Here is a 24429-nt window from a genome sequence, read left to right on the forward strand (position 1 = left end):
ACATACGCGAGAAGGCTGCAAACCTAGCCATGGGTTAGCCGGCATCGCAATGACGTGGACAGCCGGGGGGCTTGAACGCGCATGATCCGTTTAAAGTATTTCGACGCCGTCCGGGCCGGACAAGAAAACCAGCGCCCACTAGCCGAAATGCCGCCATTCGATCTGGAGCGACTCCGCTCCAAGGGCATCGTGTCGCGCATCATCGGCGTTCTCTTCAATGATCCGCGCTGGATGCTGGCGCTGCTACGCAGGTTCTGGCCCAATCTCGCCATCGGCAACTTCCTGCTCGTAACCAGGAATGCGGACGTCCGTGAGATATTGGAGCGCGGCGACGAATTCGAGACGCCTTACGGGCCGGAAATGGCCGAACTGGCACGCGGATCGAACTTCATTCTCGGCATGCAGGACGGCGCCGATTACCGGCGCATGAAATCGTCGGTGCTGGGCGCTTTCCCACCGGGAGAAGTCGAGGCCCTAGTCAGGCCGATCGCCGCGAGGCATTCACAAGAAATAATGATGCGGGCAAGTCCCGGCTTCGACGCGATAACGGATCTGATAAAGATCGTTCCGGTGCGCATCTGCCGCGATTACTTCGGCCTCGAGATCGATGATGAATCCGAGTTTGCCGATTGGGCCATTGCGTTGAGTGCGCTGTTTTTTTCGGACCCGACGGCAAGCCCCACCACGCGCCAGCTCGCGGTGGTGGCCGGCGACCGGCTGATCAGGGTGATCGACCGCTCCATCGATGCGATCCGTGAGAGGAAGGGGGCCAAGGATCGGCTGCCCCTGGCAAGGCTGGTCGATCTGCTGGATCAGGATCGCCTTTCGCTTCCCGACATTCATTCGATCATGCTTGGCATGATCGCCGGCTTTGTCCCGACCAATGTGCTCGCCGGCGGCAACTGCCTCGACGTGATCCTGTCCCGCGCCGATGCGCGGCAGGCTATCGATGCAGCCTTGGCCAAGAACGACACAGGCAGCCTGGACAGGGCCATTTTGGAAGCCATGCGCTTCAAGCCTATCTGGATTGGTCCCTGGCGTTACACCGCGCGCGACGCAACCATCGCCATGGGCACGCGCCGCGAGCGCCTTGTGAAGGCCGGAACTGTGGTCATGCCCGCAACGCTGTCGGCGATGTTCGATCCCGAGGCCGTGCAAAGCCCCAATCACTTTGACACGTCGCGCCCGCATCGCGATTACCTGGTCTTCGGCTACGGCATTCATCAATGCATCGGCGCCGAAATCGCCAGGATCCAGATTGGCGAAAGCCTTCGCGCCCTGTTCCAGAAGAACAATGTCCGCCGCGCGCGCGGCAAGGCTGGCAGGATGACGCATATCGGCGCCTATCCAGACAGCCTGAAGGTCGATTTCGAGCGGCCCGCTCTTTGCCGCACGGTCATCCATTCGATGGCGACGGTGGTATGCCCGATCACCCGGCCTGCGTCGCTGGACGCCATCCGCGAAGAGGTCGCCGGGTTCGGCAACCCTGCCAGCGACGAGATCCGTGCCGCGCTCAATGCCACCGGCATCATCCATTTCGCCAGCCTGGCTGTTGTTCCAACCGGCGAGGTGGGCAATGCCCCCGCCGATGAGAAAGGAGCGCTTGTCCTGGAGGTATCTGGCGACGGCAGCACTGAGGATGTCATCAATGCTGTTGCGCATGCCATCGGGGACAGGCTGCGGCCAATCCTGAAGGACGTCTGCGACCTGCCTGACGGCCTCGTCTTGGACGCATTCCTGCGCAAGCACAATGTCGAGATTTCACCATCTTTCGGCAGCAACGCCGGACTGGTTTTTTCCGGTACACCGGGCCATTCGGTGCAGCGCATCCTGGCGGAAGCCGAACTTGCCGATGCAGTTCGCCTGCTGGTCGAACAGCCGTGCGCCACCAAGGGCGGAGCGGCGGCCGCGCTTGACGAAGCCCGTCGGCATGTTCGGTCCCTAGAAAAATTCGACTGGGCATTCGGGCCTGCCGAAAGCTTGCTCGAACGGCCCCCCGGAAAATGGTGGCAGGCCATAACAACCACGCTGCTGGCGCCGGCCGTGCTGGCCGCTGTCGCCCTGCTGGTGCTCGCCTTCTGGTGGATGACCTATGTGCTGGTGTTCGGCGATCCGCCCGGCCTCACATTAGGCACCATTGCCATCGCCGGCACTGCGCTTCTATTGGCCGTGCTTGGAATCCTGGCGCTGGCAGCGGTGATCCTTGGCCTGTGCTTTCTCGCCCTACGGCGCCTCGAAGACATCGATGTCCCGCACAGCACGCCGGTCGACCTCGGCGATCTCGACAAGATTCTGGTCCGCGAAGACCAGCCCGGGCAAGCCCAGAACCATCTGACGGCGATCTCGACGATGAAGGTCGGCATATTGCGGAGGCTGGCGCTCAGATTGTCGTTCTACCTGATCTCGATCTCGGCGCAGAAGGTCTTCAGGCCGGGGTTCCTTGCCACCATCAACACCATCCATTTTGCCCGATGGGTGCTGTTGCCCGGCACCAACAGGCTGATGTTCTTCTCCAATTATGGCGGCAGCTGGGAAAGCTATCTCGAGGATTTCATCGCCAAGGCCGCCGCCGGCCTGACGGGCGTATGGAGCAACACCGAGGGTTATCCTCGCACACGCTGGCTTTTCCTCGATGGCGCCCGCGACGGCGACCGTTTCAAACGCTGGGCGCGCCGCCAGCAGGTGCCCACCCTGTTCTGGTATTCGGCCTATCCTGCTCTCAACACGTTGCGCATTCGCGCCAATTCCAGGATCAGGCACGGCATCGCCACCGCGACGGGCAGTGAGGCGCGCGACTGGCTGAGCCTGTTCGGCTCCCTGCCGCGCCCGCAGGCCAGGAAGGCGGACGCCGGACCAGCAGCGCCCGACCCGCTGCCGGTCGAACAATTGGAGACCGGTGAGATCCAGTCCTTGTTCTTCGGTCCGTTCGGATCGTTGGGGCATGCCCATATGCTGGCGATCGCCATACCAGAAAACCTTTCCAGGGGCAGGCGCAGGGCCTGGCTGGAATTCATTGTCGAGCAGACCAGCTTCGGCGACGGCGTGCCGGCGGGGCGGGCGATGAGCGTTGCGTTCGGTCCCGACGGCCTTCGTCGTCTCGGGCTGGACGGCAGCGTCGATGACAATCCGCTCGACACATTCCCCGTCGCCTTTCGCCATGGCATGGGCAATCCCGAGCGCAGCCGCATCCTCGACGATCTCGGCGAAAGCGTGCCTCAGAAGTGGCAATGGGGTTCGCCGCAAAAGCCGGTTGACGCGGTGGTCGTCTGCTATGCGGAAAGTCCGGAGCGATTGAAGGTCGAGGTCGGCACCGCAAAGGCAAAGCTGACGGCAGCGGGGATGGACCTCGTCTCGGAGCTGCCGCTCGCGACCAAGCGCGACGGCAAGCGCGCCGTCGAGCACTTTGGCTTCGTCGACGGCGTCTCACAGCCGATCGTCAGGGGAACCGCCCGCGCCAACGTTGGCGCGGCACCCATGCACCTTGTCGCGCCCGGCGAGTTTCTGTTCGGCTATCGCGACGAGCACGGTTTCTATCCGTCATCGCCCTCTGTCGAGGCGTCGCTCGACCGGACCGGTATCCTCTCGGCGGTGCGCCGCAACCGGCAGATACCAGGCCTGCCGCCGCCGCGCCGCGACTTCGGCCGCAACGGCACCTTCCTCGTCATGCGCCAGTTCGAGCAGCACGTCGACACTTTCAACGCGTACTGCAAGGCGGCGGCGGTACAAGCGGCCAGCGAGACCGACGACCCGGCCATTACCCCGCGTTGGGTTGCCGCAAAGATGCTTGGCCGCTGGCCCGATGGCAGCTCGCTGGTGCGCAATCCCGACGGCCGGCCGGGGCGCGGTGCCGATAATGACTTTGCTTTCGGCACCGAGGATCCCCAAGGGCACCGCTGCCCGCTGGGTGCTCACGTCCGGCGGTCGAATCCCCGCGATTCGCTGGGTGAGGACCGTGAAACGCAAATCAGGATCGGCAAGCGCCATCGGATCATCCGGGTCGGTCGCAGCTACGAAAAACAGGACAAGAAGGGGGGCAAGGTCGAAAAAGGACTGCTCTTCATGTGCCTCAACGCGGATATCGAGCGGCAGTACGAATTCATCCAGCAGACCTGGGTATCATCGACCTCATTCCAGGGGCTTGTGGCCGAAAAGGATCCGACGATCGGCTCGCGCGACGGCAATGGCAGGTTCACCATACCATCCTGGGAAAAGGTCACAGTGCTGAAAGGTATCCCGCAATTCGTGACCACCCGTGGAGGCGGCTATTTCTTCATGCCGAGCAGGTCGGCATTGCGGTTTCTGATTTCGCGGCTCTGATCTCCCGGCACTTCAATTGTGGGCGCCGTCAGTAGTCGTCTTGCGACTCGGCAATGCGACGAAGCGCGCCAGCGTCCGATATGCGCAGGCCGCCGCGCCTGATGGCGATGACCCGCCGGTTGCGCCAATCGTTGAGTGTCTTGTTGATCGACTCTCTGGTGACGCCAAGGAATTCACCCAGTTCGGATTGTGAGATCGATATCCAGCCCGCGCCGTCGGCCATGACACCCTCCAGAAAGACCAGTCGTTTTGCCAGCCTCGCCTCGATACCGAAAAAGGCCTGGTCACCGAGCTCGCCGCTGACCCAGCGCAGCCTTGCACATAACAATTCGATCATGGCACGCGCCAGGGATGGGTTTTTCTCAATTCGATCAAACAGATGTGTCCGGCTGAGCGAAACCAGCTCGCATGCTGTGAGGCATATCGCCGTGGCCGTGCGCGGGCGCCCATCGAGCGCGCCGATTTCTCCGACCAAGCTGCGCGACAACTCGATATTGGCGACCAGCTTCTGGCCATCCGGTGAATAGATCGAGATCTCCACTGTGCCGCTCATCACTCCGAAGATGCGGTCGGCAGCGTCTTCCTGGAGGAACAGATGCTGGCCGGCGGCATAGCGTTCGAGCTTGCAGCCGCTGAAAAGGAGGTCGAACTGGCTCGGGTCGATGCGCGCCAGGTGCGGCAGATCCTGTCTGGCGTTCGCACTGGCGGCTGGCATGAAGGCTTCCCGGTGTTGTCTTGACCGGACTGATTGTATGACAACCGGGTGATCGATCAAAGCAAATGTCATTTTGGTGCTTGCCCCTTCTGGCAGCAGAAAGGGGACCGGAAAGCCCGATCCCCTCTCGCCCCAGCGCCCTTTCTGAATCGCGGCCGAACAGCTCAACCAGTGGCTGTACGAGAAACCCAGCCCGCGAATGATCTCTTTCTCGACTCTTTGACTGACACGAAGGATGCGGCAGTCACGATCTCCAAAGCGCATGTTTTGCCGCTCGACAGATTGATCTCCCGACCAGCACTATTTGTAGAGGGCCGTCTGCACGCACGGCTGGAGGTACACCGATAAACGTGCAGACGGCAGTGCGCCCGGCATATCCGTGCCGACCGCCTTGTTCAAACCGCCGAGATCGTCGCGTGCGATCCGAACGACGATCTCGGCACGGCCGTGGGCCAGTGCCTTGCATTGGGCAAAGCTCCAATTCGGTGTCGACGGCAGCGTCGAAGATGGTCGTGGCAAGGACGTAGGTATCCGTCGTTGCCATCGGCGGACGTAAAAGCCGCGGCGAGAAACGAGCCGCACGCAAACGAGATCCGCATCTGTTCGCCCCAGGTTGGAAACAAATTCTAAATTGGCGGAAGGCCGATCGAAGGTGGCCAGTTCCGCTGGGTCACACTTCTGTCCGGAAATCTCCTGGCGGTCTGTGAAGGTGGTCACAGAAGCTCGAAAACGCTCGATCGAAACCGTTGCCGTGTTTCGAGATCCATCGTGGATCGGCGGGATCGAAGTTGAAATCGCCGGGCGGCCAACGGCACTGCTGGCGCGGTGTCAGCTTCGGACGGCACCAGTCTTCGAATTCACCCCCTCAAGCAAAGTGAGCAGGCCTTTCAAAATTTCAATTGGCGGTGGCGGACAACCTGGAATGTGCAGATCGACAGGCAAGGCCTCCGACACTCCGCGCATCACGGCATAGCTGCCGGCAAAACAGCCGCCATTGCCTGCGCAATCTCCAAGTGCGACCACCCACTTTGGGTTGGGTGTTGCGTCGTAGGTCCGCTTCAATGCCTCTCGCATGTTTTTTGTGACCGGTCCGGTAACGAGCAGCACATCGGCATGGCGCGGCGAGGCGACGAACCGGATTCCAAAACGCTCGATGTCATGGAAGGCGTTGTTCAGCGCGTGCATTTCGAGTTCGCAGCCGTTGCAGGAACCGGCATCGACCGCCCGGATAGACAGGCTTCGCCCCAATCGTTTGCGAGCGGCCCCATCGAGCGCGCGTGCGAGTTCGTCGACCGCCGTGCCGCTTGCCAACGGCGGACGCTCGGTAAGAGGGCGGCGTATCAGGCTTTCAAAAAGAAGCTTGCGCATGACAGCGTGCCTTCAGAGATCATGGCCCGAATAAGAGCAGTTGAACGATTTGTTGCACAGCGGAAAGTCGGCAACGATGTTTCCTTCGATAGCGGCTTCAAGCAGCGGCCATTGAAACCAAGACGGATCGCGCAGGTGACAACGCTCGATGAGGCCAGTTTTGCCGATGCGCAGCCAGGCCAGAATGTCGCCCCGGAAACCTTCGACCAGCGCCATGCCTTCATGCGGCCCGCCTGTCCGTGAGACGTCGACGCGGATCGGTCCATCCGGCAGTTGTCGCAGGATCTGCTCGACCAGGGACAAGCTCTGTTCGACCTCGCGGATGCGAATCCAGACACGGGCGTTCACGTCGCCTTCCTGGAGGAGAGGGACATCGAAGTTGAGCGTGTCATAGGGAGGGTAGGCGAGACTTCGCCGCGCATCGAAATCCCGACCGGAGGCCCGGCCGACATACCCTCCGGCCCGATATTGTCGAGCAAGTTCCACCTTCAGCCGGCCGGTTGCGACTGTCCGATCCTGCAGCGACGCGGTGTTGTCGTAGAGATCGACCAGTGCGGGAAACCGCTGCCGGATCTCTGCGATCAGGGACCAAACCGCTGTTGTCCCGTCATCGCTCAGGTTGGTTGCCACGCCTCCCGGCACGATGCGGTCGCGCATCAGACGATGGCCGAAGGCAGCATCGCTTGCCCGCAATACGCGCTCACGCAGCACCCCACAGTGGGCATGCATGAGCGCGAAGGCGGCATCATTGCAGATAGCGCCGATGTCGCCCAGATGGTTGGCCAGACGCTCCAGCTCGGCCATGAGCGCTCGCAGCCAGATCGCGCGTGGGGGAACCTCGACACCCAGCGCCGCTTCGACCGCGCGCGCGAAGGCGAGGGAGTATGCCACGGTACTGTCGCCAGAGGTTCTGCCCGCCAGTTTGGCTGCGTGATCGATATCGGACCCCGCCATCAAGCCTTCTATGCCTTTGTGTGCGTATCCGAGGCGCTCCTCCAGCCGGACGACGGTTTCGCCACTCGCTGTAAATCGAAAATGCCCCGGCTCGATGATGCCGGCATGCACAGGCCCGACCGGTATCTGGTGCAGGCTCTCTCCCTCGGCCGACAGGAAAGGGTAGGGGGAGGCTGTCGCAGCCGGCGTCCGGGCGCGGGTACTCAACGGATGGCTGACACCCCAATAGCCATGATCGAGCCACCGTCGCGTATCAGGCGCGCCTTGCGGCAGGAGCCCGAACAGGTCAGCGGCCGCGCGTTCGAGCCGCAACGCGGGCGGATGCAGCCGACCGACGGATGGGTAGCGGCCATTCGGGCATTCCAGGCTGACAACGCCGATGTCCCCGGCATTTTCGTCATGAAGTGCCATGTGGACGGCGCCTGGCTCACCCCATAGGCCGAGCAGGCTCCAGTGGCCCTCGGCCAATTGCTCGATCGCAAAGTCCCATTTTTTCGGAGTCACCACGGCGCGCGACCATGGGAAATGATTTTCGACACGTTGGCCAGCAAGGATGAGGTCGATCAGCGCGGGCATGCTCTTTCTCTCCTCCGCTCACCCCAGGAGGCTTGCGACATGCTGGAACCAGGTGACCAGCGGTGGCGGCAGGTAGATGCCGGCGGCAAACACCAACGCCAAATGGGAATACATCGGAATGTAGGACGCCTCGGCGGGTGCGGTGCTGCCGCGCGGTTCGCCGAAAGCGACGCCGGTTAGTCGAAGCAGCAGGGCTCCGAAAGCGAGCAGGATCCCGAACACCAACGGCATCGCCAGCAGGGGGTGTCTTGCAAATGTCGAACTCACGACCAGGAATTCGCTCATGAAGATGCCGAGCGGAGGGAGGCCGGCAATGGCAACGACGCCGATGACGAGCGCCCAGCCAAGCGCCGGATGTGTCTCCGTCAGCCCCCGGATCTCGGCGATGTTCTGTGTCCCCTTGACTTGGGCAATGTGGCCGACCGTGAAAAAGATCGCCGACTTGGTCAGGCTATGCATGACCATATGCAGCAGTCCGGCAAAATTGGCGAGCGGGCCGCCCATGCCGAAGGCGAACACGATGATGCCCATGTGCTCGATCGAGGAGTACGCGAACAGGCGTTTTATGTCGCGGCGGCGATAGAGCATGAAGGCCGCGAAAACAAGCGACGTCAGCCCCATCGTGATCATCAGTGGCCCAGGCGCGATCGCTTCAGGGCTTGCCGCGAGCAACAGCTTGAAGCGCAGCACGGCATAGAGGGCGACGTTTAACAGCAAGCCCGACAGCACCGCGGAGATCGGCGTAGGACCCTCGGCATGCGCGTCTGGCAGCCAGGCATGCAAGGGCGCAAGGCCGACCTTCGTCCCGTAGCCGAGCAGCAGGAAGACGAAGGCGACATTGAGCAGAGCCGGATCGAAGCGCGCGGCGTGAGCGATGAGCACCGTCCAGACCATGGCATTCGTGCCCTCGCCAACGACCGGCTGTGCGGCCATGTAGACGAGGATGGTGCCAAACAGCGCGAGCGCGATGCCGACGCTGCCCAGAATGAAATATTTCCAGGCAGCCTCCAGCGCTTCGTGCGTGCGATAGATGCCGACCATGAGCACGGTGGTCAGCGTGGCAAGCTCCACCGCTACCCACATCAAGCCGATGTTGTTCGACACGAACGCCAGGTTCATGCCGAACATCATGATCTGGTACATCGCGTGGTAGAATCGCAGATTGGCCGCGGTCAGTCGCCCGGTATCCAGCTCATGCGCTATATAGGAGGCGCTGAAGACGCTGGTCGTGAAACCGACGAATGTGTTGAGCACGATGAAAACGACATTGAGATCGTCTACGAGCAGGTATTGATCTGGCTGCAGCCGATCCGTGACGAACAGCGAGACCGCAGCGAGCAAGGTCAGCAAGCTGGCGGCGACATTGAGGCCTGCCGATATCCGGTAGTTCGGCAGCACCGCCAGAAGCGCGGCCGAGATGACCGGTATCAGCAAAATGGCGGCGACCGCATCGAGGGAAAACGCGATCAACGGTGTTCTCCCCTGTAATCGTCGAGGGCACCGATATCCACCGAGTCGAACCGCTCGCGGATGCGGAACAGGAAGACCCCGATGACGATGAAGGCGATAAGGATCGAGAAGGCGACGCTGATCTCGACGACCAGCGGCATGCCCTTTGCCCCGGTGGCGGCAAGGACCAGGCCGTTCTCGAGCGACATGAATCCGACAACCTGGCTGACGGCATTCCGGCGGGTGACCATCACCAGCAGTCCCAGCAAAATGATGGACAGCGCGAAGGCCAGATCCTCACGGGCGAGGGGGTCGGCTTCGGGTGTTACCCGCAGCATCAGGACCATGGACAGGGCCACCAGACCTATTCCGGCAAGCATGGTCGGACCGATCCCGACGGCCGTCTCGATATCGCGATGGATGCCGAGCCGCTGAATGATGCGATGAAGCCCGATGGGAATGACGATCGCCTTGAAGATAAGCGCGATTGCCGCTGTGACGTAGAGATGATGGGCGTCCTGGATGTAGGCCTGCCAAGCCACGGACATTGCGAGCACGATTGCATGAAGCGCAAAAACATTGATCAGCGCAAAGAGACGGTCCTGGTAGAGCATCATGAAGCTGACCAGCACCAGGCTGCCGGCGAGCAGGTGAGCGATATCGAAGGTGAGACCGTTCATCACAGGCTCCGGGAGACAAACCGGAGGAGCGTGGCGAGCAAGGCAAGCATCAGCGCCGCGCCTAGGAAATCCGGGACACGGAAGACGCGCATCTTTGCGATGGCCGTCTCGAACACGGCGAGCAGCACGCCGCAGACGGCAAGTTTGCCGATATAGGCGACGACACCCGCGGCAAGGGATTGCAGTCCTGCGCCGGTTGTCGCCGCTCCCCAAGGCAGGAAGACGCAGGAAATCAGCGACATATAGAGCAGGAGCTTGAGGAACGCGGCAAACTCGATCATCGCCAGATGGCGACCGGAATATTCCAGCACCATCGCCTCGTGGACCATGGTGAGTTCCAGATGGGTCGCTGGATTGTCCACCGGAATGCGCGCGTTTTCGGCGACCGCCACCATCACGAGAGCAATGAGCGACATGCCGAGCGATACCCGCAGCCCAACCTGCGGCGAGCCCATGAAGGCGGCGACCGTGGACAACTGCGTCGCTCCGGCAACGAGCGCCAGGCTGAATACGATCAGCAGCATGGCTGGTTCGGCCAGCGAAGCGATCATGACCTCGCGGCTCGAACCTATGCCGCCAAAGCTCGTGCCGACGTCCATCCCCGCCAGCGCCAGGAAGAACCGAGCGCTTCCAAGCAGTGCGACGATGGCTATCAGATCGGCGGCCCAACTGAAGGTGAGGCCGGTAGCGAATGTCGGGATGAGTGCGGCGGCGACCCAGGTGGCGGCAAAGATCAAATAGGGTGTCACGCGAAACAGCCAGGACGCGTTGTCCGCCAGAACGACTTCCTTGCGCATCAGCCGCAGCAGGTCGCGGTAGGGTTGGACCAGGGAAGGGCCCTGGCGGCGCAGGAGTCGTGCCTTCACCTTGCGCACGAAGCCAGTCAGGAGCGGCGCCAGCAAAAGCACCAGCGCCATCTGCGCGCCTTGAACGGCCAACTCAAGGATCATGGCCATAGTGCGAGCACCAGCAGCAGGACAATGAGAAAGAGGAAAACCAGGGTCAGGTAGCGCCGGATCGTCAGGAACTGCAGATGGTTGAGGCGGTCGGTCGCAAAATCGACGGCCCTGGCGATCGGCTGATAGAGCGTCTCCCAGATCACATCATGCATTTCGACATGCAAACGCGCCGGCCCGGTTTCGCCAGGCGCAACCATTTCGACCGATTCCCTTGCACGGAATACGAACGTGCCGAACACGCGACGGATAGGCTGCGCGAAGCTGACGGCCGTGTACTGCGAGCTGGGGATGACGTCCGGGAAGCCACAACCCCAGGCTGGACCTCGACGCAGTGCATGCGACGCGAAACGGTGGATTGCATATACCGCCGCGGATGCGGAAAAGACGATGAACAGGAATACCAGCAGGCCGTTGTAGGAACTGCGGCTCGCTGCAATCGGCACGATCGACAGCCAAGGTTGCGCCATCTGCACAGGCATCCGGCTGCCGATCAGCGGTAGTGTCACCGAGGATAGGCCGTCTATGACAAGACCCGGCAGAATGCCGGCAAACAGACAAAGTGCGGCGAGAATGAACATTGCCGCCAGCGAGTAGCGGTCGACCTCGTGCGCCAGTTCCACCGCGGCCGAGCGTGGCCGGCCGAGGAATGTGATCCCGAATGCCTTTACGAAGCAGGCTGAGGCCAGTGCCGCTGACAGCGCCAGCAGACCGCCAACGGCGGGCACCATGACCTTCAAGCCCCATTGCGGCAGATCGGGGCTTTGCAATATCGCCTGAAAGGCCAGCCATTCCGAGACGAACCCGTTGAAGGGTGGAAGGGCCGAGATCGCCACGCAGCCGACCAGAAAGGCAAAACTTGTGAGGGGCATGCGAGAGATGAGGCCGCCCAGCTTCTCCATGTCCCGCTCGCCAGTTGCCGTCAGCACCGCGCCCGCACCGAAAAACAGCAGGCTCTTGAAAAAGGAATGGTTGAGGACGTGGAACAGCGCGGCGGTGAGCGCCAGCGCGGCAGCCGATGGCATGGCGTTCGCTTTGAAGGCCAGCGCGAGGCCAAGGCTCACGAAGATGACGCCGACGTTTTCGATGGTGCTGTAGGCAAGAAGCCGCTTCAGGTCCTTTTCCATCAGCGCGTAGAGGATGCCGAGAACCGCCGTCAGGCCGCCGAAGAAAAGGACGACGACGCCCGACCACCAGGGTGGCTCACCGAGAAGATCGAAAATAACGCGAATGAAGCCATAGACGGCGACTTTGGTCATGACGCCGCTCATGAGAGCCGAGACGTGGCTTGGCGCGGCCGGGTGAGCGAGCGGCAGCCAAACGTGGAGCGGAACAAGTCCAGCCTTGGAGCCGGCGCCCAACAGCATGAGAGCCAGAACGAAAGCAGTGACCAGCGGGGTGGATGAGGCGGCACGCATCGCCTCGAACGTGTAGTTTCCGTCCGGGCCAGCCAACAGGCCGAACGCAAGCAGCAGCGCGAGCGTGCCGAAGCTCGCCATCACGAGATAGATGTAGCCCGCCCGCGCATTGTCCTGGTCGCGATGATGCGCCATGACGAGCGCCCAGGAAGCGAGCGACATGAATTCCCAGGAAAGCAGGAAAGTGAAGGCATCGTCCGCGAGCACGACAAGATTCATTCCGGCGAGGAAGGCCGGGAAGAACGGCAGCACCCGATGGGGCGCAGACTCGTGCCTGCCGTAGCCGAGGCCGTAAAGACTGGCCATGGCACCGCCGAAGTTGACGATGACGAGGAAGAAAGTCGAGAGCGCATCCAGACGGAAATGCGCGCCGATCCATGGCAATCCAAGCGGCAAAACGGCGGTCGACGGGGTGACGGGATCATCGGCGATGCGGCTCGCGAGAACCAGGAGCACGGCCGCCGATATGCCCAGCGTCAAGCTGTAGATCAGGCGTGTTGCCGGTCCCGCCCTGCGGCTTTCCGAAACCGCAAGCACCGCGGTCCCCAGGAGCGCGGCAACGCTCCACAGAAGGACCGCGGCCCCCGGAATCACGCCACGCTCCTCACAGGGAATTTGGCATCCGCATCTGCCCGGCCAAGAACCTTGGCAGGATCAAAGTCTGCCTTCAGCCGCACGCCGCGCCCGCCGATCTGGCTTGAGGCGCCATCGGCGATCAATTCGACGCCGGCGAGGTCAAGTGCTCCGATCAACTTCATGAGGGAATCGACGTTGCCCCGGATAATCGACTCGCTGGCCTCCATGCGTTGAATTGTCGGCACGGAAAGGCCAGACAATTCGGCAAGCCTGCGCTGGTCGATACCAAGGAGCGCCCTCGCGGCACGCAACTGTGGAGCAGTTATCACGGTCGCACCCCCTTTGTCAGCTTTGAGGTATTATCTCTGGGCGTTGGAGCATATATTAAAATGGGGAGCATTCAAATAATGATGCGTGACGCATCTGCGAGGCGAGCTGCAATGGTGGAGGTATCCCTGCGCTCACGACGGGCGGCACAAGGCTTAGTCTTGCCGTGGTCCTGAGGCAGGACTGCCGAGCTACTGCAGGAGCCGTCTCACGCGAACGGAGACATCCTCCAGGACTGGCATGGTGGCCAGAACGAGGAGAATGGCTGCGAGAAACAGCGTTGCGGCAAAGCCGACGTGCTTGAAACCCACTGCGCCGATGACGCCGCCGATAAAGAACAATGCTACAAGCGACGCGAGCAGTCTCAGCTTCCTTCGATCCGCCTTGACGAACAGTCCGTCGGAGTCATTTCCCGAGATGTTCCAATAAAGCAGCTTGCCGATTTCGATGCCCATGTCGGTCACCAGGCCGGTGACATGCGTCGTCCGGATTCTGGCTTCCGACAGCTTGGTGATGATGGCGTTCTGCAACCCCATGATGAAGCAAAGCAGCATCACGGTCATCGGCACGAACAGCGCTTCGTGACGTGCAAGATGGCTGCCGAGCAGACCGAAACAGATCAGCAGGATCGCTTCCAGGACAAGCGGGAACGCGTATTCGCTCTGCAGGCCCTGCCGCCTTCCCCAGTTGACCAAGACGGCCGAACAGGCGGCCCCGGCAACAAACGACAGGAAGGCTCCCAATCCCGAAAGCACCAGTTCGACATTGCCGAGTGCCAGATGATCAGCCATCGAGGAAACGATGCCTGACATGTGGGACGTATACTGCTGAACTGCCAGAAAGCCGCCGGTATTGGCGGCTCCTGCGATGAACGTCAGAAAGCGAGCGAGGTGCCGGTCGGTTCTTTCGCTTCGCTCCTTTCCGGTCAACCGGCGCAGATACACGATCATGAGCGAACCTTGCCTCCCATGCGGAATCGAGGCGTCAGTGTCTGAGTATGAAAAATGATAATCTGGATGGTATCATTGATGTTCAAAACATCAATACAAACCGAAAAATATTGACCCGCCCTTGGCATGGCAAACTGGCGCGATTATCATGCCGGCATGATTCAACGCTACAAACTTTGCCGGGAGCCGGCCGGCACCTGGACCGTCGACGATGCCCTTACCGGGCGGCCTGCCGAGATGGGCAGCCGAACCATTGTCGGAATGAACCAGCACGATGCCGAGGAACTCGCCGATCTCCTCAACGGGCTGAATGCACAACGGCAGGAAGCGAAATCATGAAAGTCAAAGACAGCAATGGCACCCCTTTGAGTGACGGAGATTCCGTCACGCTCATCAAGGATCTCAAAGTCAAGGGCACGTCCGTCACTCTGAAACGCGGAACATTGATCAAGAACATCCACCTCACGGGCAACGAAGATGAGGTTGAATGTCGAGCCGAAAAGGTCAAAAATCTGGTTCTGCGAACGGAATTCCTAAAGAAGGCGTAGGAGAGCGACAGCTTCGATGGGATGTTGCCTGGAGTGCAATCCAGAGCACCGAAACCGCAATCAGGCACCCTTCTCGGAAAAACATCACTGGTGTTGTGGCGCGGTCCTTGTTTGGTCGCCAACCGCAAACACGGCGCTCGCTTCGCTGACGATGGAAACGTGATCCCTGGCAGCCTGGCCTGCCGCATTGCCATCGCCGCGCATGATCGCGGTGACGATGGCGTCGTGCTCCTGCCAGGACTTGGCGAGGCGCCCCGGCAGCATGAACTGGGCACGGCGGAACGGCGCCAGCCGGCTCCGCGTCATCACCGTCATTTCGCAGATATGGGCGTTGTGGGCGCCGCGATAGAGCCGGCTGTGGAACTCGGTGTTGAAATACTCGTAGTCCTCCTCGGCGCCTAGTCGTACCATCCGCGCCGAAGCCTGGTGCTCGACCTCGAGCGTCCGGCGCTCGCTGCTGGTCATGCGCTCGGCCGAGAAGCGCGCGCAGATCGCTTCCAGTTCGGCCATGCTCTCGAACATCGAGGCCAGATGCTCCTGCGTCACCACGGCGACGATGGCGCCGCGGTTGGGGCGCCTTTCGACCAAGCCCATGGCGCTGAGCTGCCCGAGCGCCTCCCGAACCGGAGTGCGTGACACGTCGAAGCGGGCGGCGAGCGAGGTTTCATCGAGCTTTTCGCCCGGGCGCAGGAAGCCGGTGACGATCCGATCGCCGATCGCCCTCACCATCTGATCCACGGTCGTGCCCGACCTGATCAAGCTGCGCTTCCCCGACAAATCTCCTCCGTCCCGTCTTCTCGTGGCGTCGGTCGAAGCGGCGCCTTCGACTCAATATACCTCTCTATGCCTTTATTTTAATCTGCCTGTCAAATTGGCTGTTTTCAAGGCAAAAAGTGCATGCAATTGCCTGCTACATGAGCAGTCGCTTTTGAAGCGGTAGTTGATTTTGTTCAATAAATTTCGCCAAACAAACTGGCACAGTGATTGCATGCACTTTCTTGATGGCATGTTAACCGACCCGAAAAAGGGGTCCTACAGGGGAGCATTCAATATGACCGCGAGATTCACGCTTAACCGCCGCGAACTGCTCAAGACCTCCGCCGCCGGAGCCGCGCTCGGCCTGGCCTCGGCATCCTTTCCGATCAGCAGGGCCTTTGCCGCCGCCGCCACTGTCGGCTTCATCTATGTGGGGCCGAAGGACGACTACGGCTACAACCAGGCGCATGCCGAGGGTGCGGCGGCGCTGAAGGGCATCGAAGGCATCACCGTCGTCGAGGAGGAGAACGTCCCCGAGACGGTCGACGTCCAGAAGACGATGGAATCGATGATCAATCTCGACGGCGCCTCGCTGATTTTCCCGACCTCCTTCGGCTATTTCGACCCCCACATGCTGGCCATGTGCACGAAATTCCCTGACGTGCAGTTCCGCCACTGCGGCGGCATGTGGAACAAGGACAAGCATCCGATGAACGCCGGTTCCTATTTCGGCTATATCGGCATGGGCCAGTACCTTAACGGCGTCGTCGCCGGCCACACCTCAAAGTCGAAGAAGCTTGGGTTCGTCGCCGCCAAGCCGATCCCGCAGGTGCTTCTCAACATCAACTCCTTCCTGCTCGGCGCGCGCTCGGTCGACCCGACGATCACCTGCCAGGTGATCTTCACCGGCGAGTGGTCGCTGGCGGTCAAGGAGGCCGAGGCCACCAACGCACTGGTCGACCAGGGCATTGACGTCATCACCTGCCATGTCGACAGCCCCAAGGTCGTGGTCGAGACGGCCGCCGGCCGCGGCGCCTTCGTCTGCGGCTACCACGCGAACCAGAGCCCGCTGGCACCCGAGAAGTACCTCACCGGCGCCGAATGGAACTGGGCCAAGGTCTACAAGATGTTCGTCGACGACCTCATCGCCGGCAAGCCGCTGCCCAATTTCACCCGCGGCGGACTGGCCGACGGGTTCGTCAAGATGAGCCCGCTCGGTCCCGCCGTCTCCGAGCCGGCGCGCAAGCAGTTCGACGCCACGCTGGCCGAAATGATGAAGGGCGGCTTCTCCGTCATCAAGGGCCCGCTGAAGAGCAACAAGGGCGTCGTCGTGGCGACCGAAGGCCAGGCCTTCGCCGAGACCGCCATCGAGCTCGAAAGCATGGACTATCTCGTCGATGGTGTCGTCGGCTCGACCGCCTGAATCGCATGGAGACGGCAACATGACAGACACGGTGGCAGGCGCGCCGGCGACGTTCGGGGCCAGGGGTTATCCGGCGGCGCTCGAATGGACCGCCAGGCGGGCGGAAGCCTTCGTCATTCCGCTCGCGGCACTGGTCGTCGGCATGGTGCTGTTCAGCCTGTTCATCCTGGCTGTCGGCAAGTCGCCGGTCCAGCTCTATGAAACGATGTGGCGCGGCGGCTTCGGCTCGTGGTTCTCGGTCCAGAACTCCCTGTCGCGCGCCGCACCGCTATTGCTGGCGGCGCTCTGCGTGGCGCTGCCGGCCCGGCTCGGGCTGGTCGTCATCGGTGGCGAGGGCGCCATCGTGCTCGGCGGCGTCGCCGCCGCGGCAGCTGGCACCATGCTCAGCGGCGCTCCCTCCCTCATTGTCATTCTCGTCATGGGCGTGGCGGGCATGGCCGCCGGCGGCATCTGGATAGGTGCCGTCGGCGCGCTCCGCCATTACCGCGCCGTCAACGAGACCATTTCCAGCCTGCTGATGGCCTATATCGCGATTGCCCTGATGAACCAGCTGGTTGAAGGGCCGCTGCGCGATCCAGCCTCGCTCAACAAGCCCTCGACCCAGCCGCTGGCCGACATCTACCGCATCGGCAACATGCCCGGCATGGAGGTGCATTGGGGCCTTGCCGTCGGCGTCGTCGCCTGCGTGCTGTCCTGGATGTTAATCGAAAAGACCCGCTGGGGCTTTGCCGCACGCATCGCCGGCGGCAATGTGCGGGCGGCCCAGGTGCAGGGGCTTGCCGTCGGCTCGCTGATCGTCGGCTTCACCGGGCTGGCCGGCGCCTTCGCAGGTCTCGCCGGCATGCTGGAGGTCGCGGCTGTGCAGGGCAGCGCCAACGCCTCGCTCGCCGCCGGCTATGGCTATACCGGCATTCTCGTCGCCTTCCTTGCCCGCCATAATCCGCTGGCCATCATACCGGTCGCTTTCCTGCTCGGCGGCATCGATGCGTCCGGCGGACTGATCCAGCGCCGCATGGACCTTCCCGACGCCACCGTTCTGGTGCTCCAGGGCATGCTGTTCATCGTCATCCTGTTCAGCGAGACCCTCTACGGCCGCTTCAAGGCCTTCAACCCCGATCTCTGGCAAAGGAGCAGCTGATGGACGACTCCGGGATCGGCCTCTGGGGCGTTCCGCTCGCCATACTCGGCGGCGCCATCCGCGTTTCTACCCCCTTCATCTTCGTCTCGCTCGGCGAAGCCATCACCGAACGCTCCGGCCGCATCAACCTTGGTCTCGAAGGCACGCTGGTGTTCGGCGCCATGAGCGCCTACGCGGTGGCGGTGAAGACAGGCTCGCCCTGGCTCGGCCTCGTCGCCGCCGCCTTCGCCGGCCTCTGCTTCGGCCTGTTCCACGGCTGGATCTGCAAATTCCCGAAGGTCAACGACATCGCCATCGGCATCGCCCTGATGCTGTTCGGTTCGGGTCTGGCCTTCTTCTTCGGCAAGCCCTTCATCCAGCCTTCGGCGCCCGACCTGCCGGCCATTCCCTTGGGCGCCTGGTCCGACATTCCGCAGGTGCAGGCGGCGCTTGACGTCAACGTGCTGTTCCTGACCGGCGCCGCACTGGCGGTGTTCCTGTGGTGGGCCTTCCGCAACACCCGCGCCGGCCTGATCCTGCGCGTCGTCGGCGACAGTTCCGACGCCGCGCGCGCCATGGGCCTCAATCCGAATACGGTGCGGCTCGCCGCCACCGGCGTCGGCGGCGCGCTGGCAGGGATCGGCGGCGCCTATCTGTCGCTCTACTATCCCGGCAGCTGGACCGAAGGCATCTCCTCGGGGCAAGGGCTGATGGCGGTGGCGCTGGTCATCTTCGCGCGCTGGAACCCGCTCGGCTGCTTTGCCGCAGCGCTTCTGTTCGGTGGCGCCGGCGCGCTCGGGCCGGCGCTGCAGTCGGTCGGCGTCACGCAAGGCTACTATCTCTTCTACGCCGCCCCTTACATCCTCACCCTCGTCATCATGATCGCCACCTCGTCGCCGAGCCGGTCGCTCGCCGGCGCGCCGGGCGAACTGTCGATCACCAAATGAGACCGGAGGTTTTGCCATGAACGCCAGAACCGGGCAGCGCTACATCGAGGCCGATCCCTATCCATGGCCCTACAATGGCGATCTCAGGCCCGACAACACGGCGCTGATCATCATCGACATGCAGACCGATTTCTGCGGGCCGGGTGGCTATGTCGACCACATGGGTTACGACCTGTCGCTGGTCCGCGCCCCGATCGAGCCGATCAGGTCGGTGCTGTCGGCGATGCGCGAGAAGGGCTACACCATCATCCACACTCGCGAGGGCCACCGGCCCGACCTCGCCGACCTGCCGGCCAACAAGCGCTGGCGCTCGCGCCGCATCAATGCCGGCATCGGCGATCCCGGCCCCTGCGGGCGCATCCTGGTGCGCGGCGAGCCGGGCTGGGACATCATCCCCGACCTCTATCCGGCCGAGGGCGAGCCGATCATCGACAAGCCGGGCAAGGGCTCGTTCTGCGCCACCGACCTGGAACTCATCCTCAACCAGCGCGGCATCGACAACATCGTACTCACCGGCATCACCACCGATGTCTGCGTCCACACCACCATGCGCGAGGCCAACGACCGCGGCTTCGAATGCGTCATGCTGGAGGATTGCTGCGGCGCCACCGACTACGGCAATCATCTGGCCGCCATCAAGATGATCAAGATGCAGGGCGGCGTCTTCGGCGTGGTGTCGAGCGCAGCCTCGCTCGTCGCCCAGCTACCGTGAGGAAATTGCCATGAGCGGAACCAGAAAGGCGGTCGGCGTCGAAACCATCGGAATGACCATGCGCTTCGGCGCCTTCACCGCACTCGACAATGTTTCGGTCAAGGTTCCCGCCGGCTCCTTCCACGCGCTGCTCGGCGAGAACGGCGCCGGCAAGTCGACGCTGGTCAAATGCATGATGGGTTTCTACCATCCGACATCAGGCGACATACTGGTCGATGGTCGCGAGGTAGCGATCGCCAGCCCCAGGGATGCCTCCGCGCTCGGCCTCGGCATGGTCTATCAACATTTTACGCTGGTGCCGTCGCTGACCGGCGCCGAGAACCTGGTCATTTCGCGCGAAAAAGTGCCTGGGGTCATCGACTGGCGCAAGGAGCGCGCCGGCCTTGCCCGGTTCATGGAGCGGATGCCGTTCAAACTGCCGCTCGACGTGAAGGTGGCCGAGCTTGCCGCCGGCGAGAAGCAGAAGCTGGAGATCGTCAAGCAGCTCTATCTTGGCCGCTCCTTCCTGGTGCTGGACGAGCCGACTTCCGTACTCACGCCCGCCGAGGCGCAGGAAGTGCTGGGTCTGGTGCGCGCCATGACCAAAGCGGGCGACCTCACCGTGCTGATGATATCGCACAAGTTCCATGAGGTGACGGCCTTCGCCGACGACGTCAGCGTGCTGCGCAAGGGCAGGCTGACTGGCACCGGCCGCGTCGCCGACCTCGACCACAGGCAGATGGCGGCGATGATGATCGGCGACCAGCCGATCGCTGCTCTCGACAGCCGTGCTGAGACGAAGCCGAACGCCGAGATCGTGCTGAAAGTCAGGGCATTGAAGGCGCCGGACCGCACCGGGCTGAAGTCGATCCGCATCGAGGATCTCGGCGTGCGCTCGGGCGAGATCGTCGGCATCGCCGGCATTTCCGGCAACGGCCAGAAGGAATTCCTCGAAGTGCTGGCCGGGCAGCGCCCGCGCGATGCCGGCGAAGTCATGGTGCGCGGCACCGCCTATGCGGCGACGCGCGCCGAGGCGCGCGCGCTCAATGTCCGCCTCATCCCGGAGGAGCCGCTGAAGAACGCCTGCGCGCCGAAGATGACCGTGGCCGAGAACATCTCCTTCCGCACCTTCGATATCGACGGCAACGGCAAGCCGGTGAGCTGGATCAGTGCCGGTGCCATCAGGACATTCAGCGCCCGCCTGGTCGAGCAGTTCAAGGTCAAGACCGCATCGCTGTCCTCGCCGATCGCCTCGCTGTCTGGTGGCAATGTGCAGCGCGCCGTGCTCGCTCGTGAGCTCACCGGCGAGGTCGATCTGCTAATCGTCTCCAACCCGTGCTTCGGTCTCGACTTCTCGGCCGTGGCCGAGATCCGCGCCCGCATCATGAAGGCGCGCAATGCCGGTGCCGCCGTGCTTTTGATGTCGGAGGATCTCGACGAACTGCTCGAACTCTCCGATCGCATCCTCGTCATGTCCGACGGCGCGCTGGTCTACGAAACATCGATCACGCAGGCGAGCGTGCAGACGATCGGCGAGCACATGGCGGGACATCATTGATGGCTGAAATCGCAGCGCGGCCATTTCCATTTGCCTTCAAGCCGCGCACCATGGCGCTGGTCGTCATCGACATGCAGCGCGATTTTGCCGAGCCCGGTGGCTTCGGCGCCAGCCTCGGCAACGACGTCAGCCGGGTCGTGGCGATCGTTCCGACGGTGAAGCGGCTGATCGAGGGCTTTCGCGCCGCCGGCCTGCCGGTGATCCACACCATGGAGTGCCACAGGCCCGACCTTTCAGACCTGCCGCCGGCCAAGCGCAACCGCGGCAATCCGTCGATCCGCATCGGCGATGCCGGCCCGATGGGCCGCGTGCTGATCGCCGGCGAGCCGGGTACGGCGATCCTCGACGCGCTTGCGCCGCTGCCCGGCGAGATCGTGATCGAGAAGCCCGGCAAGGGCGCGTTCTATGCGACCAGCTTCGGTGACGACCTCAAGCGGCTCGGCGCCCAGCACCTCGTCTTTGCCGGTGTGACGACCGAAGTCTGCGTGCAGACGACGATGCGCGAAGCCAACGACCGCGGCTATGAGTGTCTGCTCGCCGAGGACGCGACGGAAAGCTACTTTCCCGAATTCAAGGCGGCGGCACTGGCCATGATCCGGGCGCAGGGCGCCATCGTCGGCTGGACGGCAACGACCGACCAGGTGCTCGAGGGAATTGCCAATGCCTAATCTTGCCTTTGCCGGCCTGCTCGACGGCGGCTGGCGCGATCTCGCGTTCGAACATTTCCGCGACGGCATCAGCGTGCACTGGCTGCTGAAGGGCGGGCCGGTCGAGCCGTCGGTCGCGATCCTGAAATACCGGTCCGGCGCCAGCGTGCCGCGACACCGGCATGTCGGGCTGGAAACCATCGTCGTGCTGGAAGGCACCCAGAGCGACGAGAACGGCGACTATCCCGCCGGCAGCGTCATCCTGAACCCGGTCGGCACCGAGCATTCGGTGTGGACGAAGGACGGTTGCGTGGTGCTGATCCAGTGGGACCTGCCGGTGATCATTCTGGGGGAGACGAAATGAGCGATATCCACTTCGACATAGCGAGCCTGCACGCAGCCTATCGGGGAGGCCTCGCCGTCGGCGATGTGATCGCGACGATCTTCACCCGCATCGAAGCGGCCGATGACCCCGGCATCTTCATCCATCTCGCCGCCAAGGCGGATCTCCTCGCCCAGGCTGCGGCACTCGGTCCGTTCGACCCGGCGACAAAGCCGCTCTGGGGCATTCCCTTCGCCGTCAAGGACAACATCGACGTCGCCGGCATGCCCACGACGGCCGCCTGCCCCGAATACACCTATTGGCCCGAGAAAGACGCCACCGTCGTGGCGCGGCTGAAAGCGGCCGGTGCGCTGGTCGTCGGCAAGACCAATCTCGACCAGTTCGCCACCGGCCTCGTCGGCGTGCGCACGCCCTGGCCGATCCCGCGCAACGCCATCGACGAGGCGCTTGTGCCAGGCGGCTCCTCCTCGGGGTCGGCGGTGGCGACGGCGCGCGGCATCGTCGCCTTCGCGCTTGGCACCGACACCGCCGGCTCCGGCCGCATTCCGGCCGGCCTCAACAACATCGTCGGGCTGAAGCCGACGGTCGGCGCGCTGTCGGCCGCCGGCGTCGTGCCGGCCTGCCGCACGCTCGACTGCGTCTCGGTGTTCGCGCTGACCGTCGATGATGCGTATAGGGTGTTCTCCGTTGCCTCCGCGCGCGACGCTGCCGATCCTTATTCGCGTGACATCGCCGTCCAGCCGCTCGCCAGGCGCCAGCCGGTGCTGACCGTCGGCGTGCCTGCAAAAGCGGACCTCGAATTCTTCGGCGATACGGCCATGCAGGCTGGATTTGAAGCTTCGCTTGCCATGCTGTCGCGGCTTGGCTGCCGGCTGGTAGAAATCCCCTTCGGCGATTTCTACGCCACCGCCAACCTGCTCTATGAGGGCGCCTGGGTGGCCGAGCGCTATGCGGCGATCCGCGATTTCATGGAGGCCAACGAAGCCGCCTTGCATCCGGTGACGCGCAAGATCATCGGCGGCGCCAGGAACCTGTCGGCGGCAGACGCCTTCCGCGGCCTCTACGCGTTGCAGGCCTACAAGGCGAAGCTCGCCCCGGTCATCGCCTCGGTCGACCTGTTCTGCGTGCCGACCGCCCCAACGCACTATACCACTGCTACCGTGCTCGCCGATCCCGTCGAGACCAACAGCCGCCTCGGCACCTATACCAATTTCGTCAACCTGCTCGATATGTGCGGCATCGCCGTGCCGACCGGCAAGCGCGGCGACGGCCTGCCGATGAGCGTCACCTTGCTGGCGCCGGCCGGCTGCGATGCACTGACGGCGATGCTCGCCCGCGACCTGCATGCGGCGAGCGGCCTTTCGCTCGGCGCCACAGACTGGCCACAGCCCGGCCTGCAGCCAGCCGCCCTGCCGCCTGGCGACGGCCTGATCGACCTAGTGGTGGTCGGCGCGCATCTGTCGGGCATGCCGCTCAACGGCCAGCTCAACCAGCTTGGCGCGCAGTTCGGGCGCGCGACCAGGACCGCCGCCGCCTACAAGCTCTATGCTCTGGCCGGCCAGTTGGTGCCGAAGCCGGGGCTGATCCGCGTTGCCGATGGCGGCATGCGGATCGACGTCGAGGTCTGGCGACTTGATGCGGCTGCATTCGGCCGCTTCGTCGCCGCCATCCCGCCGCCGCTCGGCATCGGCACGATCGAGCTCGATGATGGAACGTTGGCGAAGGGGTTTCTCGCCGAAACAGCAGGCCTGTCGGCGGCTACCGACATTTCGGCCTACGGCGGCTGGCGCCGCTTTGTCGCACGCGGCACGGCCGACCAAAGTGAAAAGCGACAGGACTGGCCCGCTGGCGTCCCGATCTGACCGTCGTGCAGACTTGCTTTGCCGGACTTGCCTATTGGCACGCCGGTGGAGGTGTCCTCTCGACCACCAGTCCCACAACGCTTCCCTATCTCATGAAGCCCTGTGGTCAGATTGCGCGGGCGTTGAGGGTTTAAGGAGTTTTGGTAGCGGGAGAGCGCTACCGCCAATACAGCGCTGCAACCGAGTTCGTCTGTTGAAGGGACTTCGCAAGCGCGGTCCGCAGATTCAAATCCTGTCCCCGCAACCAATTC

21 protein-coding genes and 1 pseudogene are annotated in these 24429 nt (G+C 63.0%); 11 read left to right on the forward strand and 11 right to left on the reverse strand.

Features of this window, described 5'->3' with window-relative positions:
* Window positions 1–81: 81 nt before the first annotated feature.
* Window positions 82–4317 carry a cytochrome P450 gene (locus tag MESOP_RS10590; protein ID WP_013893328.1) on the forward strand — a complete coding sequence of 1412 codons (4236 nt, stop codon included), beginning with the start codon at window positions 82–84 and terminating at the stop codon, window positions 4315–4317.
* A 28-nt stretch (window positions 4318–4345) separates the two neighbouring features.
* On the opposite strand, the gene MESOP_RS10595 is transcribed toward MESOP_RS10590, so the two are convergent.
* From MESOP_RS10595 to MESOP_RS10635, 10 genes and pseudogenes are all read right to left on the reverse strand, one after another.
* On the reverse strand, window positions 4346–5032 hold the full coding sequence (locus tag MESOP_RS10595; protein WP_013893329.1) for a Crp/Fnr family transcriptional regulator: 687 nt from the start codon (window positions 5030–5032) through the stop codon (window positions 4346–4348).
* 300 nt (window positions 5033–5332) lie between these two features.
* A complete protein-coding gene (locus MESOP_RS34980) occupies window positions 5333–5749 on the reverse strand; it encodes a hypothetical protein (protein WP_150111186.1) in 417 nt (138 codons plus the stop codon).
* Between the two features lie 111 nt (window positions 5750–5860).
* A complete protein-coding gene (locus MESOP_RS10600) occupies window positions 5861–6400 on the reverse strand; it encodes an NADH-quinone oxidoreductase subunit B family protein (protein WP_013893330.1) in 540 nt (179 codons plus the stop codon).
* 12 nt (window positions 6401–6412) lie between these two features.
* A complete protein-coding gene (locus MESOP_RS10605; RefSeq protein WP_013893331.1) occupies window positions 6413–7930 on the reverse strand; it encodes a hydrogenase large subunit in 1518 nt (505 codons plus the stop codon).
* Between the two features lie 18 nt (window positions 7931–7948).
* Window positions 7949–9400: a hydrogenase 4 subunit F gene (locus MESOP_RS10610; RefSeq protein WP_013893332.1), complete on the reverse strand. Its 1452-nt coding sequence runs from the start codon at window positions 9398–9400 to the stop codon at window positions 7949–7951.
* Window positions 9397–10059 (reverse strand): hydrogenase-4 component E, encoded by a 663-nt coding sequence (locus MESOP_RS10615; RefSeq protein ID WP_013893333.1) that lies wholly within the window; start codon window positions 10057–10059, stop codon window positions 9397–9399. Before MESOP_RS10615 ends, MESOP_RS10610 begins: the two co-directional genes overlap by 4 nt.
* A complete protein-coding gene (locus MESOP_RS10620) occupies window positions 10059–11015 on the reverse strand; it encodes a respiratory chain complex I subunit 1 family protein (RefSeq protein ID WP_041164071.1) in 957 nt (318 codons plus the stop codon). The genes MESOP_RS10615 and MESOP_RS10620 overlap by 1 nt, the downstream gene beginning before the upstream one ends.
* Complete coding sequence (gene hyfB, locus MESOP_RS10625) at window positions 11006–13027, reverse strand: hydrogenase 4 subunit B (protein ID WP_013893335.1); 2022 nt, start codon at window positions 13025–13027, stop codon at window positions 11006–11008. Before hyfB ends, MESOP_RS10620 begins: the two co-directional genes overlap by 10 nt.
* Window positions 13024–13338 (reverse strand): helix-turn-helix domain-containing protein, encoded by a 315-nt coding sequence (locus MESOP_RS10630; protein WP_013893336.1) that lies wholly within the window; start codon window positions 13336–13338, stop codon window positions 13024–13026. Before MESOP_RS10630 ends, hyfB begins: the two co-directional genes overlap by 4 nt.
* A 201-nt stretch (window positions 13339–13539) precedes the next feature.
* Window positions 13540–14286, reverse strand: a pseudogene (locus tag MESOP_RS10635) (YoaK family protein); the annotation flags it as partial.
* A 126-nt stretch (window positions 14287–14412) separates the two neighbouring features.
* Here MESOP_RS10635 and MESOP_RS10640 point away from each other — a divergent pair.
* Window positions 14413–14625 (forward strand): hypothetical protein, encoded by a 213-nt coding sequence (locus MESOP_RS10640; RefSeq protein ID WP_013893338.1) that lies wholly within the window; start codon window positions 14413–14415, stop codon window positions 14623–14625.
* Entirely contained in the window at window positions 14622–14834 is a 213-nt protein-coding gene (locus MESOP_RS10645) for an alkylphosphonate utilization protein (protein WP_013893339.1), read from the forward strand. The genes MESOP_RS10640 and MESOP_RS10645 overlap by 4 nt, the downstream gene beginning before the upstream one ends.
* Window positions 14835–14918: 84 nt before the next feature.
* On the opposite strand, the gene MESOP_RS10650 is transcribed toward MESOP_RS10645, so the two are convergent.
* Window positions 14919–15593 carry a GntR family transcriptional regulator gene (locus MESOP_RS10650; protein ID WP_041164072.1) on the reverse strand — a complete coding sequence of 225 codons (675 nt, stop codon included), beginning with the start codon at window positions 15591–15593 and terminating at the stop codon, window positions 14919–14921.
* A 292-nt stretch (window positions 15594–15885) separates the two neighbouring features.
* Between MESOP_RS10650 and MESOP_RS10655 the strand changes: the two genes are divergently transcribed.
* The 8 genes from MESOP_RS10655 to atzF are packed head-to-tail and all read left to right on the forward strand — an operon-like array spanning window position 15886 to window position 24178.
* On the forward strand, window positions 15886–17013 hold the full coding sequence (locus tag MESOP_RS10655) for a BMP family ABC transporter substrate-binding protein (protein WP_013893341.1): 1128 nt from the start codon (window positions 15886–15888) through the stop codon (window positions 17011–17013).
* A gap of 19 nt (window positions 17014–17032) precedes the next feature.
* Window positions 17033–18151, forward strand: coding sequence for an ABC transporter permease (locus tag MESOP_RS10660; protein WP_013893342.1), 1119 nt, complete (start codon window positions 17033–17035; stop codon window positions 18149–18151).
* Window positions 18151–19077, forward strand: coding sequence for an ABC transporter permease (locus MESOP_RS10665; protein WP_013893343.1), 927 nt, complete (start codon window positions 18151–18153; stop codon window positions 19075–19077). Before MESOP_RS10660 ends, MESOP_RS10665 begins: the two co-directional genes overlap by 1 nt.
* A gap of 16 nt (window positions 19078–19093) precedes the next feature.
* Window positions 19094–19789, forward strand: coding sequence for a biuret amidohydrolase (biuH, locus tag MESOP_RS10670; RefSeq protein WP_013893344.1), 696 nt, complete (start codon window positions 19094–19096; stop codon window positions 19787–19789).
* A gap of 10 nt (window positions 19790–19799) precedes the next feature.
* A complete protein-coding gene (locus tag MESOP_RS10675; RefSeq protein ID WP_013893345.1) occupies window positions 19800–21326 on the forward strand; it encodes an ABC transporter ATP-binding protein in 1527 nt (508 codons plus the stop codon).
* Window positions 21326–21994: a cysteine hydrolase family protein gene (locus tag MESOP_RS10680; protein ID WP_013893346.1), complete on the forward strand. Its 669-nt coding sequence runs from the start codon at window positions 21326–21328 to the stop codon at window positions 21992–21994. The genes MESOP_RS10675 and MESOP_RS10680 overlap by 1 nt, the downstream gene beginning before the upstream one ends.
* A complete protein-coding gene (locus MESOP_RS10685) occupies window positions 21987–22337 on the forward strand; it encodes a cupin domain-containing protein (RefSeq protein WP_013893347.1) in 351 nt (116 codons plus the stop codon). Before MESOP_RS10680 ends, MESOP_RS10685 begins: the two co-directional genes overlap by 8 nt.
* Window positions 22334–24178, forward strand: coding sequence for an allophanate hydrolase (gene atzF, locus MESOP_RS10690; RefSeq protein WP_013893348.1), 1845 nt, complete (start codon window positions 22334–22336; stop codon window positions 24176–24178). The genes MESOP_RS10685 and atzF overlap by 4 nt, the downstream gene beginning before the upstream one ends.
* Window positions 24179–24429: the final 251 nt, after the last annotated feature.

The sequence above is a fragment of the Mesorhizobium opportunistum WSM2075 genome, from assembly GCF_000176035.2.
In the GTDB taxonomy this organism is placed as follows: domain Bacteria; phylum Pseudomonadota; class Alphaproteobacteria; order Rhizobiales; family Rhizobiaceae; genus Mesorhizobium; species Mesorhizobium opportunistum.

Excerpts from the sequence above, each read along its gene's own strand:
- MESOP_RS10590 (WP_013893328.1), top strand. The coding sequence starts at position 82 with ATGATCCGTTTAAAGTATTTCGACGCCGTCCGGGCCGGACAAGAAAAC.
- MESOP_RS10595 (WP_013893329.1), bottom strand. The coding sequence starts at position 5,032 with ATGCCAGCCGCCAGTGCGAACGCCAGACAGGATCTGCCGCACCTGGCG.
- MESOP_RS10600 (WP_013893330.1), bottom strand. The coding sequence starts at position 6,400 with ATGCGCAAGCTTCTTTTTGAAAGCCTGATACGCCGCCCTCTTACCGAG.
- MESOP_RS10605 (WP_013893331.1), bottom strand. The coding sequence starts at position 7,930 with ATGCCCGCGCTGATCGACCTCATCCTTGCTGGCCAACGTGTCGAAAAT.
- MESOP_RS10615 (WP_013893333.1), bottom strand. The coding sequence starts at position 10,059 with ATGAACGGTCTCACCTTCGATATCGCTCACCTGCTCGCCGGCAGCCTG.
- MESOP_RS10620 (WP_041164071.1), bottom strand. The coding sequence starts at position 11,015 with ATGGCCATGATCCTTGAGTTGGCCGTTCAAGGCGCGCAGATGGCGCTG.
- MESOP_RS10640 (WP_013893338.1), top strand. The coding sequence starts at position 14,413 with ATGGCAAACTGGCGCGATTATCATGCCGGCATGATTCAACGCTACAAA.
- MESOP_RS10645 (WP_013893339.1), top strand. The coding sequence starts at position 14,622 with ATGAAAGTCAAAGACAGCAATGGCACCCCTTTGAGTGACGGAGATTCC.
- MESOP_RS10655 (WP_013893341.1), top strand. The coding sequence starts at position 15,886 with ATGACCGCGAGATTCACGCTTAACCGCCGCGAACTGCTCAAGACCTCC.
- MESOP_RS10660 (WP_013893342.1), top strand. The coding sequence starts at position 17,033 with ATGACAGACACGGTGGCAGGCGCGCCGGCGACGTTCGGGGCCAGGGGT.
- MESOP_RS10665 (WP_013893343.1), top strand. The coding sequence starts at position 18,151 with ATGGACGACTCCGGGATCGGCCTCTGGGGCGTTCCGCTCGCCATACTC.
- biuH (WP_013893344.1), top strand. The coding sequence starts at position 19,094 with ATGAACGCCAGAACCGGGCAGCGCTACATCGAGGCCGATCCCTATCCA.
- MESOP_RS10675 (WP_013893345.1), top strand. The coding sequence starts at position 19,800 with ATGAGCGGAACCAGAAAGGCGGTCGGCGTCGAAACCATCGGAATGACC.
- MESOP_RS10680 (WP_013893346.1), top strand. The coding sequence starts at position 21,326 with ATGGCTGAAATCGCAGCGCGGCCATTTCCATTTGCCTTCAAGCCGCGC.
- MESOP_RS10685 (WP_013893347.1), top strand. The coding sequence starts at position 21,987 with ATGCCTAATCTTGCCTTTGCCGGCCTGCTCGACGGCGGCTGGCGCGAT.
- atzF (WP_013893348.1), top strand. The coding sequence starts at position 22,334 with ATGAGCGATATCCACTTCGACATAGCGAGCCTGCACGCAGCCTATCGG.